A 12984-nucleotide genomic window follows, 5' to 3' on the forward strand; every position below is an offset into this window, starting at 1 on the left:
AGAGCAGGCATTTTACCTACTCTTTTATACGGTCGTTACGCTTAACGCATCGCTAAGCGCAGACTCTTTCCCATTCGATCCGATAGCTTTGACCTGATAACTGTAAGTTGTAGTTGCAGTCAATCCACTATCACCAAAGCTGGTTGTGGCACTTGTGCCTACGGATACACCATCCCTATAAATTTCATAATTGGAAACCCCCTCGCTATAGGTTACTGCATTCCAGGTCAACGTCAGGGATGTAGACGTAACGTTAGATGCTGCTAACCCGGAGGGGGCATTAGGGAGTAGCTACAGCTTCAACCAGTGTACGATCAAACTGGGTATGCCATGTATCCGGAATAGTAGTGTCCTCCAGTTCGGAAACAATAGCTTCATAATACATTTGCTTGGAGTCATCTGGATACGCTGCAAGAGTGACTTCCATCAATGCGACTTCATCACCGCCGTTTTCAATTGTGAAAGTAAAACCTGTAGCACTTACACAATCCGGGAATGCAATTAGTTTCGTTACATTTTCAAATTCATCAATCGCATCCGCTGTTAACGTGAATCGCTTCCCTTTTGAATCACTGCCATAAGAATAAATGCCAGGCTTTAATTGATCATTCGAAAAGCCGAAGATATCACGCAACACCTGCACCTTAATGTGTGCAGAGACTGTTAAGTCCATCTTTTGGGGCTTCACCTTTTTACCAACCTCTACCCCTTCTTCTGTTTTGATGATCTCTCGAAGGGTTGTTTCCCCTCCAACGGAACCGACAGCCCCGAATTTTTTTCCTGGGTTCTTTGTTCCATCGGCCTCAATCGTTTGAAGACTTACATTCGTGACCGCCATGGGGTCAAACCTTTCAACTACTATCCCCATTAAAATTCCTCCTCTAGAAAATTATCAATACGCTCGCTTATTAGTTCTATAATTTCTGGCGTGGTTTTTTCCAGACCTTCTTCCATAAACCGCTGTTCCAGGGGGTTATGGGGACCTCTACCTTCGTTAGGAAAAACAAGATACCCAAAACTTCCCGGATTTTTAGCAGCTCCACCTTTTGTTTTGACGGTAAAACCTAAATTGTGCTTTTCACTTTTCGACCACTTGCTATACTTCGCATGCTTCTTTGTCCGGTTAGAAACAGGCAATTCCTTAGTAATGGCAGCAGTCGTTCGTTTAATACCTTCATTATGCAGGACCTGATTAATGATATTTTCGACATTATCAGGAACTTTTCGGAACTTTTCTTCCAGCTTCTCTACTTCCTGATAATCAAGATCATAGCGAATACTCATGTTTCAATATCCTCCGGAAGATCAATGTTACTCGGTCAAAGAAATCTGTTGTTTCTCCTTTTTGTACTCGCTCCTTGATGGTTCTGCTGAATGAAATACCTCTCACTCTCGTCCCGACTGATATGATATCGAGAGTCGTGGCCTCGATGTCTGGATTTCCTTCTGATATATAAACGACATAGACTTCCTGTGACAGATTTCCTTCCTTGCTCGCTGTCGTCATATCTCCGTAGACAATAAGAAAATAGTTGTTATCTGCAGGGAGCTCATCTTCAGCCGCTTCATCAACAAAAACCGGAAGAGTAAAGGTAGTGTTCAAATCGTTTACCAGTCTTTCTTGTTGCTCAGCCATATAAGCTTTCGCTTTTTCATTCATTCAGATCGCCAACTTCCTGCAAAAAAAAATAAAGATAACGTTTGCTGCTATCCCAGTCTACGGTGATGACGTCATATAGAATACTGTTTACCTTACATTTTAAAGACGACTTTTTCACGTTTTGGAAACCCGGAGGAAAGGGGGTCTTCACCTTCATATCCAGACTGGCATTCATCGATCCGGCCATTTGGTAATCCTCTTCTCGGGCATTCATTAACTTGAAAGCAAGTTTCCCTTCTGCTGCAAATACCTCTCCAATACGCTTCCGCGCTTGATTTCGCTGAGTCGTCAACTTTCCATAGTTAAGAAAGCCATCATTAAACACTTCATGAAGAGGTTTCTGTATTCGCCGCTTCATAAGCTTTCACCCCTTCACGGATAGATAGCTTCGAAAGTTCACTGGCGAAGTTAATTTCAAAAAGCTCCAAAGAGTGATTATAAACATAACGACCGTAGTCTAATAGTAGTTGCTGGGCGAACAAGTCCTCTGAATAATCAATAACGGTACCACATAACCCATCGAGATATGCAGCACCACGTTTGACATGTTTCAGAAGCTCCTCGTCTTCCTCACTCCAAGTTATTTTTAAATAACTTTTCAGCTCGTTAAGCAGGTATTGAAGCTGTGCTTCGGTCATAAAAAAGCCACCCCCTATTCAGAAGGTGACTCATTTTTTTCCTGGAGTTTAAGGATAAGGGAGATACGCTCGTCCTCATTTTTTGTTTCACCTGGATCCCCACCAAATTCCTTGATTAAATCCTCTTGTTCCGCTTTGTTTTTCTGCCGAATATCCGTTTTGGTTAACTGCTTTGAACTTCCAGTTTCAACCTCTTTAATGAATACCCGCTTGTACTTCGGGTGTTCGTTGGATAGTTCTTCAATTCGTTCTTCAGAAGGTTCGTATCCTTCTCGCGGATACTGGTCACCTACCTGGTAAATTACCTGTTTATCGTCTTTGTCGTTAGGGTCCTTAGTATCCCGAAATCGATTTACAACTTCATAAGGCATAATTATATTGCTCCTCTCAGATTTTTATTAAACCGCAGCAGCTGTAGTAACAGAAAGTGCAGAGCTCAAGTCAGACTCAAGGCCATTGGTTCCAATAGCTTTCACCTGATAGCTGTACGTAGTTGATGCAGTCAAGCCGCTATCGTTGAAGGTTGTAGCTCCAGTAGTACCGATGGATACACCGTCGCGGAATACTTCGTAACTTGCGATTCCTGTATCATATGCCACTGGGTCCCAAGCAAGCGTCATGCTTGTATCCGTTACATTAGAAGAAGCAAGATTAGCAGGAGCTGCAGGGTCGGCTGTTCCGAGAGCATTGATATCATAAACTTTGAAAGAATTATTATCCTTCGGACGACCATTTGCAAGCATTCGAGTGATATAAACCGTTTCATCTTCAAGGAAACGATATTCTGTAGAAGCTTTAACTTTTCGCTCCGATCCTACGCCCATGAAGTAATCTTTCGCCAGCCCCGCAACCAGTTTCCCTTGTGGCATAGCTACGGACTCAATGATGGTGGCATCAATAGGTAAATTCGTCATAAACTGACCCGACGCATTACGATGAACAATTTGTTCAGCCAATTTATAGTTGTAGTCGTTTGGATTAACCACCAAGATGATATTCCTAACCTTCCGCTTCCCTGCATTTGTTAAATCTCCGCGGATGGCATACAAAGATTTCACACTAAAGTCTGGAAGAACTGTTGCTTCTTTATCTGGATATTTCCCATTTACTACCGCTCCATCCAAGTCCTTGATCATACCGATAGGCTGATCTTCACCTGTGCCTGCAATGACTGCTTCCTCTAACGCAATAGCAGACGCTTCTACCAAAACGGTACGAACGTATCGGTCCAGCCAACGCGGACCAAGTTCAAGCATGGCGTTTGCTACTGGAAGGAAAGCCGAAAGTTTATAGAGGTTGGTATCTACAGTTTCGAATCCTTCATCCAGCTGCTCTTTAATTGCATCAACAAGCTTACCCCACCAAGCGCTGTTGACATTACCTTTTTTAAGAATCCATTTTGTTACCCCAGTGGTATTTACAAAATTGATTTTCGCAAGGATAGGGTGCTCTGCAACTAACTCATCGAATACACGATCAATGACGGTGGCCGGTACTAACTTTTCTACTCCTGCAAAACCTGTACCATCAATTACCTCGTTGTAGTATTCAGTTTCTTCTTTTGTCAGCGAGTGGATTCCTCGTTCAGCAAGGACGCGCTCATCGTTGATTTGATCATTTACGAGTGTTTGTGCATCCTGAAGGATTTGTGTTTGAATCCCTTCTGCCATAGAGGTGAGAGCTTTTGCCATCTTATCTGAGTCACCGCTCTCCAACGCATTGGCGATATTTTGCTTCAATTCATTTTGTTGATTGTCTTCGCGATCCAGATTTTGAATCGCACCTCCAAAGTGTTGTAAATCGAGTTTTAATTTGTTTACCTTGTTACCCATTTACTTATTCCTCCTCTAATTAAAAAGCTTCTATTTTGTAAAAGCGTTTAAGAAATTCTCAAATATTTTTGCATTCTTTTCAAAATGACCGGCTGGTGTTTCTTCTTGTGGATCTTCCTGAGTGTTTTGTGGCTTCACCTGAACTGCATACTTAGCAAGAATTTCATCCTTAGCGTTTTCGATAGGTTCTTCTTCCTCTTCCTCCAGATCGATTTCTTCAACCACCTCGTCCGCAAATCCGAGAGCTAAGCACTCCTCGGCAGTTAAGAAGCTTTCTTCTCCAAGTAGCCGCTCCAACTCTGACTCTTCCCCGATAAAACGTTTCATGTAACTCTGTTTGACAGGTCCAGCATCTATTTTAGATATGTCATCTGCAACTTTATGAAGTTCTTTTGCGTTACCCATGGCTATTGTCCAGGCGTTATGAATCATCATCATCGTATTGCTTGGCATGATCACTTTGTCACCAGCCATTGCAATGACAGAGGCACCACTTGCAGCAAGACCATCGATATGAACAGTCACCTCTGCTTTGTGGTTTTTAAGGAGGTTATGGATTGTAACTGAATCAAAAACATCCCCGCCTGGCGAATTAATGTGAACATGGATATGATCTTTGTCGATTGCATCAAGTTTCCTCCGGATATGACGGGCGTTAACATCACTGAACCAACCGCCGATAGCTCCATAAATGAATAGCTCAGCTTTATCTGCCGCTTCATTTTTGACTTCAAACCGACTATCCATATTTGAATATTTTTTCATGACTTCATTCATGTTAATCGTCATTTTCCTTCACCTCCTTTCAAGAATTTATTGATTTCCTCGTAGTTCTTTGTAATGAAGTATTCTTCTGCCCATGGTTCATCGATTGGCTCCTCATCAATCAACCGCTTATTATCATTAACGGAATGAGTTCCCGACGATAAGAACTTCTCAAGCGCGTTAGCCAGCTTGACTGGATCCACATACTTGATAAGCGAAGTATCGATTTTCATATAAGTACGAGCCAGATATTCTTCCTTGGTGTAAAACTTTCGATTGATTTCATCCTCGATTAGCTCAGCTATAGGTTCAATACAGAACATCAGAAAGTTATCTGTCTGGCCTTCGATATCCGCCAGATCTCCTTTAAGTAGTCCTTTTGGAATGTTGAACCCCATACTGACGAAATCAAAAATATCATCAACAATGGCCCGTATATCCCGGCTGGTCCTCCCGCTGTTGGACATACTTTGCATTTCTTCCAGCTCGCGTCCTTCTTGTTCTGGAAGTACAGCTGAATTTTCTGCAGTCATGAACCGCTTCAGCTGTTCATTGAACATATCCTCAAGCTTTTTCTGGTCCTCGTTCTTTGCTGAACGTATACCTCTCATTTTCAGCTTCGCCCGTAAAGCATTGGACCGCTTATAATAATTCATCGCAGAGGTCAGTAATTTGCCGTAACTGGCATACATACTATCAATTACGTTCTTGATCCGGTCATTGTTCAATTTGAAATGGAATACTTCACTCTCCATAAATGAACGGCTCAGCTGATAATTTTTGATGGTTACATTTTTATAAATGTTTTCAAAAAGAGCGTATTCCTTCACGTCAAATGACTCAGCTACATACAGTCGTTTGTTTTGCATGACCACCAAACATTCATTTTCCAACACAAGTTTCGATACAAACTCATGAAAAAATTCGCTACTATTCTGATTCTGATTCGGCTGCACATTGAACAAATAATAGTTATGGCTCTTTTTTTCTTTTCCTTTTTCAAACGTCCGGAATTTCGACCGGATTAACGTATTCGCGATTAAATTAATACACGATTGAATCGCTAGATTTTTATAATGATACTCCACCCCAAGATCCACCCATACCGTCTGAAGGCTGGAGGTATCCGTCTCACTGGAGGTATAGCCAAACAATTCTTTTAATCCCAATATCTCACCCCCTTAAAAGAGCATTACATCAAATGGTTCCAGTGGTACCGGTTCATCTATCTCATTGTCAAGCACTAGCGCATGCAAAAAAGCGAAAAACCCATCGGTCTTCCGCTTTTCTTTGTCAATTTTGCAGTATTCCATATTCCCATTGCCTTTTTCATCCTTGTACACATTACCTACGTACCAGCGCATCAGTGGGTCGTCGCCAAACACGATCGTATGATTGATGAACATATCATCTACCAGCGGGGATAGCATAGCATGTGTCGCCGGTCCTCTTCTCACGATTTCCACTTCAAATCCCGCTTCTTCCAGTTTGGGTTTCAGAATGGCTGCTCTATATTTATCCATCACTACCTTTTTGATATTAAAGGTATTCAACATATCGATAAACCAATTCACTACTCTGTCAGGATCGATGGATTTTCCATATTCGATGGTACACAATTCTTTTTCTTTAGCGACCTCTATAATATCCGGATTAATGTCCTGCAGTTTCAAGGCGAGGTGATGAATGAAAGTATGCTGATGCCAATACCGTTTACCCTCATTTTTAAAAAGTACGCCGACAGAACAAAAGTCACGAACGTCAGCAAAATCTAACGCACCTATCGCTTCTATGCCCGTCATATCTTCGGGTAGTGGCTGGTTAGTAGCCAATCGGTCTTCATAAGTGGCCACTTCTTTGCGCACATCCTCTTGAGGGCAATTCATCCGCTTCGTCATAAATTCCAGACGTAGTTGCGCGTTGATTTGCATGTCGTGATACTCCTGCTTCATTTCCTGCTGTAGATGCTCCAGGTAAGGGAAAGACGGATTCGCCTTTTCCCACTTGCTCAAATCATCCACCTCTGATTCATCATCTAGTTTACAGATGAAAGGGAATAAGGTGGATTCCGGCAGCTCTTTATTGAGTACCATCTGGGATTCAGCTTTTAGATCGTCCAAAACCCCACCTCTTACATAACCATCCGTAGTAATGAAAAATGTACGTGGATCCTTTTTCTTCCCTAAACCAGAGGTGAATACTTTTACGTTGCTGTAATCCTCGTATTCATGAATCTCATCGAAAATGACCGCTCCGGTACGCTTGCCATCCTTGGTCCTCGCATTGGAAGTATTGTACTCCAATTTGGATTTTGTTTTTCGGTGCTGAATGAGCATCTTGGAATAATAGAAAATTTTCTTCATCTTCTTTTGTCTGGATGGATCGTCAATCACATCGTACACATCTTCAAAAGAAGTTTTTGCCTGCTTTTCGGAAGTGGCCACTATATCAATGTCATATCGATTGATTCCATGGTGATTGCTCATCATGTAAAAACCATTATAAGAAATGTATCCATTTTTACCCGCGCCACGACCAAGCTCCATCAAGTAACGGTTGAACATCAACCGGCCATCTTCATAGCGAACGCCATATATAAAAGCATTACAAAACCGCTGCCATGCCAATAATTCAAAAAAGTAGGGCTCTGGTTTTTTTACCGAATCCTCTATGGCTTCTACATCGATAACGACTCCTGGCTGGTCCAGTTTCCACCTCAGGAATTCCATCAGCTGCTTTTGTTCTTTACAAGCTTCTACTCTTCCCTGTTCCACCATCTCCATGTAGTCATCGATATAAGGATGATACTTATATGTCCTCGTATTCATCTGCATCATCTTCAGGGTTATTTCTCAGGGAAATTTCAACCAGCTTGATCAGTTTATCGTAAGCAGCTGTGTAGCGATTCATCGTAGTGTTATACGATTTTTGAGCAGGGTTCTCAATCAGCATTTTCTGTGAGCCATTTTTGTAAGTGTAAGTAGGACCCTTGGTTTTTATCGTTTCCTCAAGAATCTCCAACTGGATGGTCATAAACGCTAAACGCTCGATTAATTCCTTCACAGCTTCCCGAACACTTTCAGGCATATCGATCACAATGGAGTTGAGTCGATCGATTTCCTCCTGGATCATTTCGTTTTGTTTCACTTTGCTAGGTTTTGCCATTCACCCCACCCCTCTCTCATGCGCGAAAAAGTGAAAAATGTTTTTTCCGTTCTCCCTCCCCCCGTTTCAAGGGTCTCCCAAAAATCGCAAAACTGTTTGACCGGGGGGTGTTATTTATTTTTATGACAGTGACTCATACCATTTGTTCTTCACCACTACCACCTCTCCTCATTCAGGAACTTAGGCTTCTTCTTTCGAATGTACTTCTCCAGTCTCTTATGTTCTTTGTTATGACAATTGATGCAGATGGCTTCCAAATTATCCAATATAAGTGCCAGCTGTGGAAACTGCTTCACCTCTTTGATATGATGCACGTTCTGCGCTGGCTCGACTCTCCCCTGTCGTTTACATTCTTGGCATTCATAGTTATCCCTTTTTAAAGCAGCAGTTCTTAAATCTCTCCAGGCTTTACTCTGGTAGAACTTCACCAGGTTGTCTTGGTTTATTAGTTGTTGAATTTTATGTAACTCGATTTTGATCACCTTCTGTCATATAAAATGACACCCCTTAATGGAGTGTCAAATATGCTAAATTACTTGTTAATCATCCTTCCCCAGCAAGCCTAAGGTGTCTTTGGAATGCTTCTTCATTTTGTACCACTTTCCAATACTCAATAGTTCTTTGCTCTGCGAGTATTTCTCGCTCTAATTGTCTTCCTTCAGATGTAGGACTCATAGAAGTGATCAATTCCATCACGATTTGAGTCAGAGGCTGACCGATGGCTTCTTTAAAATTAAAACCGAGTAATTGAAGTATATTAAATGTGTCTTTAGACAACAAAGGTTTAAATAACTCAATGGCTTCTTTGGCTTTTTCCGCATCAGTATCACTACTTTTGCTTAATAATTCTTCTAATAAAGGTACTATACTCTCTGTAATGAATTCAATATCTTCATCTGAAATCTTTTGAGCTATCAGCTGTTCCTCATAAACTCTTATAGTTTGTATTAACTCATTCTTGTCAGCAATTAACTCATTGATAATTTCTCCAAGTTTATTTACAGCTTCTTCCTTATCTTTTGATTCTCTAATAAATTTTACCTTGTCAAAAATCGCTTGTGCACTTGTTTTTCCTACATAGGTTCCTGCTTTAATAAGTTCTGGATTTATATCCATATTAATCTCCTTCCTCTCATCTACATAATTCGATAAATAGGAAGGTATTTCCTGCAAAGCTATGGTCTCCACATTATCCTCGAAAGATTATTGCATCTCTAATACATTTTAGAACCACCTGTAAATCTGTGTCTTCGATATGTTCTTCATCTAAAATAAATTTTTCCCCTGAATCCATGGTAATAATTAATGATTTAATACTTGAAAACTTTTTAGTTCCCATATAAAACAATCCGGATAGAAATGATAAAGTGCCAATAATAGCTAGAGTCTCATTGTCTGAATACTGTCCAAAGAGATAAAACAATATCCCACCACCCAATAATCCATTAGGAGGATCGACTTCTTCTTTATCTATTATTACTGAGCTAATAGCCTTTGTCGAAATTATAGTATTGTTGTATTCAATTACAGCAGATGTGATTTTAATATGGGAATTTTCAAAAAAGGCATGTTCTTCTAATTGACTTGTAACGTTAACTACACTCAAGGCTAACATCCCCAATAGCAAATATTTTCACCTTTAATATCTTCTCTTATAGGTGGCAAACGTACCACAACTTTTAGGGTTTAAAGAAACGTCTTATCCAACATGAAATACCCCTAGAAATTTAGCCTTATTACTATCTAAATTCTCATTAATAATTTTATAGATATCTTCATGAGATATTTCCTTATAACTTTGTATATCAAGATGCACTTCATGAATCACTGAATTGTAGACTAGGTCATTCTTTACCGATACTCTAAAAGAAGTTTTTCTTATCATTGGGTTACTCATCAATACGCTAATGAACTCTCCTAAATCAAATTCTTCATTATATAAAATAAATTTTAGTAAAAACTTTCGCCTCTTCAGTTTTGATTGATAATCAGAATTAATGTTTTCAATCGCTTCCTTAAATTCCTTTTTTATAGACTTTATATCTTCTGTATCATCGATATTTTTATCTTCCAACTTTTCAGCCTTTTCAGTATATTCATCAATTGTTTTCTCATATTTTTCAACAGTTTTTAACAAGTCTTCCCTCAAACCATTTAACGAAACTATCTCATTAGTTACCTTATTCATCTCTTTTAATAAATCACTGCTTTGTCTAGAGCTTTCATTTGAGTGTATAAAAGAAAAGAATATTGCTATAACAGCAAGTAATATTGATAAGAAGGTACTTCCTAGGGATATCTGATTTAACAAAGTTTCAGGATTTGAAGTTCTCCACGCAACAATTACTGAAATGAAGACTATTAAAATGAATATCCAGTAAACCAAATCCTTTTTACTCGGAAAATCTTTTTTGATATAGTTGTTCTTCCTATTATAATCCATAAAATAACTCCCTGAATTTTCTTTTTCTACATATTTCTACAATAGGAAGTATATTACCTGCTATATTTTATATTTTATCTCCATGAGCTCCTGACCGAAAAAGAACACCCCAACGGAACGCCCTCTTATATGCCAAAAAGTTTTACGATTGTCTTAACTGCTACATAATACTTTTCTGTAGCGTCAACCAATTGGGGTATATCTTTATACAATTCATATGCGATGATAAATTTACCTACATTATGTTCAGTAGTATTCACTTCTTCTTGGGCTTCTTGAATCCCTTTCTTTGTTCCTTCTTTTGCAGCCTGGTGAATAATTGTTTCAAAATTTTCTATCTGGTTTGGATTTAATCTACCTACCATTTCATCAATATCAGGCATATCCCCATATTCACGCTTAAACTCTTCCAGTTCTCTTAAGTTTGTATCACTTTCATTATGATTATTGTTGTAGCTATTGATTAAACCTTTGACTTGATTATAAGAATAAATATAATCGTTTAATATCAGCATTGGAGATGGAAAACTAGGCTCTGTTATTCTTTTTACACTTGCCCTAACACTTTCAATCCGTCTTAAGTGATTCTCATACCATTGAATAGTTTGATTATTTTTTTGGGCTATTGCTTCGGCCTGTTTAATGGGTCTTAATGCTAATTCCATCCTAGCTTCCATTTCTTTTACTTTTTTCATAATAGGTGGCTCATATGATTTAAACACTAGTCCCCCTCCTTTTATCTAACCTATTTCGATAAAAAGGAAGGTATTTCCTGCTTATCTCCATACACTCCCGCCCCTGTGTGATCTACAAGAGAAGATTCATTCCCACGTGTCCATAGAAAAAGCGCCCACCCATTTGGATAGACGCTTTTACATAGAAAAATAAACAAACTTTGGAAAAAATCATCAATCTTTCCATAATTACATATTAACATGGATTTAGAGGTCAAAAGTGACATTATAGTGACAAGACGATTTTTTAATTTTTAGATACAGTTCTGTTTAATCATTTTTTTTCATACCTTATACTAAAAACAATTAGAGGTGGTAAAAATGACCAGAAAATTATCAGCTAGACTGGATGAAGAAGCTGACCTTATTGCCTTCTTTTTAGAAGATGAAAGTACATGCCATCTAACTATAATAAAGGATAGTCTAGAGGACGAACATTATTTTATACCTCCAATCTCTTTAACATTTAAATCCATTCAAGAAATTGATTGCCTTCATAACATTTTAATATCAGGGATTAAGGATCTTGATTTATTCGATAAAAATAAGCTTTCCTATGATATGACATCTACTTCGCATATAATTTCGACTGATGCCCCCATTATAATGGGAACAATTGTTTCAGGAAAACTCAAATTAATCGAATCTGATTATTTTAACGATTCTGTATATAAGCCTGCTAAACAGATAATCTTACGGAGAGAGCAACTTAAAATTCTATATAAATTATTGAACTTTATTCTAGGTGAGCCTATAACTATGAAGTTCAATTATGATATAAAAAAACATAAAATTCGCAAAGATGTTCCATCTGGATGGGATCTCCTCCAGTAAGGTCTGCCTCCAATCACTAATAGAAATATAACTTGCAACCCATAATAAAATGGCTATCTCCATCCCAAGAAGTCTACAGTGGCTTGTATAATATCATCCCGCCATCGGATTGCCTGACGTTTACTTATATTCAATTTATTTGATATGCCATCCCATGTTAGGTCCCTATTCTTGCTCCAGTACCTCAATCTACATAATTTCTTGTAATCATTCGGCAATGCATTATAAACTTGTTCGATTGCTTGAGCTATCTCTTCTAGGTGTTTCAGCCGCTTATTGGTAGATAGCCTGTTCACGATCTGTTCAGTAGGAGAAGTTACTTGTCCGGAGCGGCTTCCGCCAATGTTATCGTCACTCACTTTTGTTGGATTCATGATTTCTTCTCGTAAGTTAGCAATCTCTCGTAATGTTTGATGATAGTTATACCATTCAGATTCTGCATGCTTGAATGTAATCTTCTTTGGTTTGGTTGCTGTTCGCATCAAAAGCCCCCTTGTCTATTACCATCTGCAAAATCAAGCTTCACTTTATACTTGATTGCATTGATCTCTTCCTGGGTAGTAGTGAGTGCATTTTCCCACCGCTTCCAATTCCCATACTCTTCCGCTTCTTCCTTTCGTAATTCAACGACAGCAAGTTCAGCCGCTTCCTTTTTGTATTTCTTAGCCTCAAAGAACGTTTCTGTCTGCACCTGTTTTCTTTCCGCCCGTTTGGATTTATACCGATAAGCAAATTCCCCGGCCAGCTTGCCGATGAATACCAGCTGCTTCGATTTCAATTCTATGAGCCTTCCTTCCTGAGAGTCCGGCACCGCTTTGATAGCTCTGTGGTAGCGGATAACTTCCTTTAAGTATTCATCCACCCAATCTTTATCAGGCCTGTTCTTTATATCAAGCTCTTCCATACAGCCGCT

Annotated in this window: 19 protein-coding genes and 1 pseudogene; 1 reads left to right on the forward strand and 19 read right to left on the reverse strand. The window is 39.2% G+C overall.

The annotated features are described in order from the left end of the window. Window positions 1-24: 24 nt before the first annotated feature. The 17 genes and pseudogenes from BLV00_RS18715 to BLV00_RS18795 all read right to left on the reverse strand — a co-directional run. A pseudogene (locus BLV00_RS18715) lies at window positions 25-267 on the reverse strand (fibronectin type III domain-containing protein); the annotation flags it as partial. A gap of 13 nt (window positions 268-280) precedes the next feature. Next, entirely contained in the window at window positions 281-868 is a 588-nt protein-coding gene (locus BLV00_RS18720) for a phage tail protein (RefSeq protein WP_093046465.1), read from the reverse strand. Further along, window positions 868-1284 carry a hypothetical protein gene (locus BLV00_RS18725; protein WP_093046466.1) on the reverse strand — a complete coding sequence of 139 codons (417 nt, stop codon included), beginning with the start codon at window positions 1282-1284 and terminating at the stop codon, window positions 868-870. Before BLV00_RS18725 ends, BLV00_RS18720 begins: the two co-directional genes overlap by 1 nt. Continuing rightward, a complete protein-coding gene (locus BLV00_RS18730; protein WP_093046467.1) occupies window positions 1268-1660 on the reverse strand; it encodes a hypothetical protein in 393 nt (130 codons plus the stop codon). Before BLV00_RS18730 ends, BLV00_RS18725 begins: the two co-directional genes overlap by 17 nt. Next, window positions 1653-2018 (reverse strand): head-tail adaptor protein, encoded by a 366-nt coding sequence (locus tag BLV00_RS18735; protein WP_093046468.1) that lies wholly within the window; start codon window positions 2016-2018, stop codon window positions 1653-1655. The genes BLV00_RS18730 and BLV00_RS18735 overlap by 8 nt, the downstream gene beginning before the upstream one ends. After that, complete coding sequence (locus tag BLV00_RS18740) at window positions 1987-2298, reverse strand: hypothetical protein (RefSeq protein ID WP_093046469.1); 312 nt, start codon at window positions 2296-2298, stop codon at window positions 1987-1989. The genes BLV00_RS18735 and BLV00_RS18740 overlap by 32 nt, the downstream gene beginning before the upstream one ends. Before the next feature lie 14 nt (window positions 2299-2312). After that, window positions 2313-2669 (reverse strand): hypothetical protein, encoded by a 357-nt coding sequence (locus tag BLV00_RS22120; RefSeq protein WP_093046470.1) that lies wholly within the window; start codon window positions 2667-2669, stop codon window positions 2313-2315. A 27-nt stretch (window positions 2670-2696) separates the two neighbouring features. Next, complete coding sequence (locus BLV00_RS18750) at window positions 2697-4130, reverse strand: phage major capsid protein (protein WP_093046471.1); 1434 nt, start codon at window positions 4128-4130, stop codon at window positions 2697-2699. Window positions 4131-4160: 30 nt separating this feature from the next. Beyond that, complete coding sequence (locus tag BLV00_RS18755) at window positions 4161-4919, reverse strand: head maturation protease, ClpP-related (RefSeq protein WP_245729022.1); 759 nt, start codon at window positions 4917-4919, stop codon at window positions 4161-4163. After that, the gene (locus tag BLV00_RS18760) at window positions 4916-6064 is read right to left on the reverse strand and encodes a phage portal protein (RefSeq protein WP_093046472.1); all 1149 of its coding nucleotides are present in this window, start codon (window positions 6062-6064) and stop codon (window positions 4916-4918) included. The genes BLV00_RS18755 and BLV00_RS18760 overlap by 4 nt, the downstream gene beginning before the upstream one ends. A gap of 12 nt (window positions 6065-6076) precedes the next feature. Then, window positions 6077-7729, reverse strand: a complete 1653-nt coding sequence (locus tag BLV00_RS18765) for a terminase TerL endonuclease subunit (RefSeq protein WP_093046516.1) — start codon at window positions 7727-7729, stop codon at window positions 6077-6079. Continuing rightward, window positions 7704-8060, reverse strand: coding sequence for a hypothetical protein (locus tag BLV00_RS18770; RefSeq protein ID WP_093046473.1), 357 nt, complete (start codon window positions 8058-8060; stop codon window positions 7704-7706). The genes BLV00_RS18765 and BLV00_RS18770 overlap by 26 nt, the downstream gene beginning before the upstream one ends. 155 nt (window positions 8061-8215) lie before the next feature. Then, window positions 8216-8533, reverse strand: a complete 318-nt coding sequence (locus tag BLV00_RS18775) for an HNH endonuclease (RefSeq protein WP_093046517.1) — start codon at window positions 8531-8533, stop codon at window positions 8216-8218. Window positions 8534-8603: 70 nt separating this feature from the next. Further along, window positions 8604-9248 (reverse strand): hypothetical protein, encoded by a 645-nt coding sequence (locus tag BLV00_RS18780; protein ID WP_143030748.1) that lies wholly within the window; start codon window positions 9246-9248, stop codon window positions 8604-8606. A 1-nt stretch (window position 9249) separates the two neighbouring features. Further along, window positions 9250-9666 carry a hypothetical protein gene (locus BLV00_RS18785; protein ID WP_143030749.1) on the reverse strand — a complete coding sequence of 139 codons (417 nt, stop codon included), beginning with the start codon at window positions 9664-9666 and terminating at the stop codon, window positions 9250-9252. A gap of 93 nt (window positions 9667-9759) precedes the next feature. Next, window positions 9760-10503: a coiled-coil domain-containing protein gene (locus tag BLV00_RS18790; RefSeq protein ID WP_093046476.1), complete on the reverse strand. Its 744-nt coding sequence runs from the start codon at window positions 10501-10503 to the stop codon at window positions 9760-9762. 125 nt (window positions 10504-10628) lie between these two features. Then, the gene (locus BLV00_RS18795) at window positions 10629-11225 is read right to left on the reverse strand and encodes a hypothetical protein (RefSeq protein WP_093046477.1); all 597 of its coding nucleotides are present in this window, start codon (window positions 11223-11225) and stop codon (window positions 10629-10631) included. A gap of 333 nt (window positions 11226-11558) precedes the next feature. On the opposite strand from BLV00_RS18795, the gene BLV00_RS18800 reads away from it, so the two are divergent. Next, window positions 11559-12071: a hypothetical protein gene (locus tag BLV00_RS18800; protein ID WP_093046478.1), complete on the forward strand. Its 513-nt coding sequence runs from the start codon at window positions 11559-11561 to the stop codon at window positions 12069-12071. Window positions 12072-12124: 53 nt separating this feature from the next. Here BLV00_RS18800 and BLV00_RS18805 read toward each other — a convergent pair whose 3' ends face one another. Beyond that, window positions 12125-12553: a transcriptional regulator gene (locus BLV00_RS18805; protein ID WP_093046479.1), complete on the reverse strand. Its 429-nt coding sequence runs from the start codon at window positions 12551-12553 to the stop codon at window positions 12125-12127. Continuing rightward, window positions 12553-12975, reverse strand: coding sequence for a hypothetical protein (locus BLV00_RS18810; RefSeq protein ID WP_093046480.1), 423 nt, complete (start codon window positions 12973-12975; stop codon window positions 12553-12555). The genes BLV00_RS18805 and BLV00_RS18810 overlap by 1 nt, the downstream gene beginning before the upstream one ends. Window positions 12976-12984 lie beyond the last annotated feature (9 nt).

The organism is Thalassobacillus cyri (assembly GCF_900107755.1).
In the GTDB taxonomy this organism is placed as follows: Bacteria; Bacillota; Bacilli; order Bacillales; family Halobacillaceae; genus Thalassobacillus; species Thalassobacillus cyri.

What these genes read in the sequence shown, in the direction of transcription:
- BLV00_RS18725 (WP_093046466.1), bottom strand. Translation starts at nt 1,284, where the DNA reads ATGAGTATTCGCTATGATCTTGATTATCAGGAAGTAGAGAAGCTGGAA.
- BLV00_RS18730 (WP_093046467.1), bottom strand. Translation starts at nt 1,660, where the DNA reads ATGAATGAAAAAGCGAAAGCTTATATGGCTGAGCAACAAGAAAGACTG.
- BLV00_RS18770 (WP_093046473.1), bottom strand. Translation starts at nt 8,060, where the DNA reads ATGGCAAAACCTAGCAAAGTGAAACAAAACGAAATGATCCAGGAGGAA.
- BLV00_RS18735 (WP_093046468.1), bottom strand. Translation starts at nt 2,018, where the DNA reads ATGAAGCGGCGAATACAGAAACCTCTTCATGAAGTGTTTAATGATGGC.
- BLV00_RS18810 (WP_093046480.1), bottom strand. Translation starts at nt 12,975, where the DNA reads ATGGAAGAGCTTGATATAAAGAACAGGCCTGATAAAGATTGGGTGGAT.
- BLV00_RS18750 (WP_093046471.1), bottom strand. Translation starts at nt 4,130, where the DNA reads ATGGGTAACAAGGTAAACAAATTAAAACTCGATTTACAACACTTTGGA.
- BLV00_RS18755 (WP_245729022.1), bottom strand. Translation starts at nt 4,919, where the DNA reads ATGACGATTAACATGAATGAAGTCATGAAAAAATATTCAAATATGGAT.
- BLV00_RS18720 (WP_093046465.1), bottom strand. Translation starts at nt 868, where the DNA reads ATGGGGATAGTAGTTGAAAGGTTTGACCCCATGGCGGTCACGAATGTA.
- BLV00_RS18740 (WP_093046469.1), bottom strand. Translation starts at nt 2,298, where the DNA reads ATGACCGAAGCACAGCTTCAATACCTGCTTAACGAGCTGAAAAGTTAT.
- BLV00_RS18765 (WP_093046516.1), bottom strand. Translation starts at nt 7,729, where the DNA reads ATGCAGATGAATACGAGGACATATAAGTATCATCCTTATATCGATGAC.
- BLV00_RS18790 (WP_093046476.1), bottom strand. Translation starts at nt 10,503, where the DNA reads ATGGATTATAATAGGAAGAACAACTATATCAAAAAAGATTTTCCGAGT.
- BLV00_RS18800 (WP_093046478.1), top strand. Translation starts at nt 11,559, where the DNA reads ATGACCAGAAAATTATCAGCTAGACTGGATGAAGAAGCTGACCTTATT.
- BLV00_RS22120 (WP_093046470.1), bottom strand. Translation starts at nt 2,669, where the DNA reads ATGCCTTATGAAGTTGTAAATCGATTTCGGGATACTAAGGACCCTAAC.
- BLV00_RS18805 (WP_093046479.1), bottom strand. Translation starts at nt 12,553, where the DNA reads ATGCGAACAGCAACCAAACCAAAGAAGATTACATTCAAGCATGCAGAA.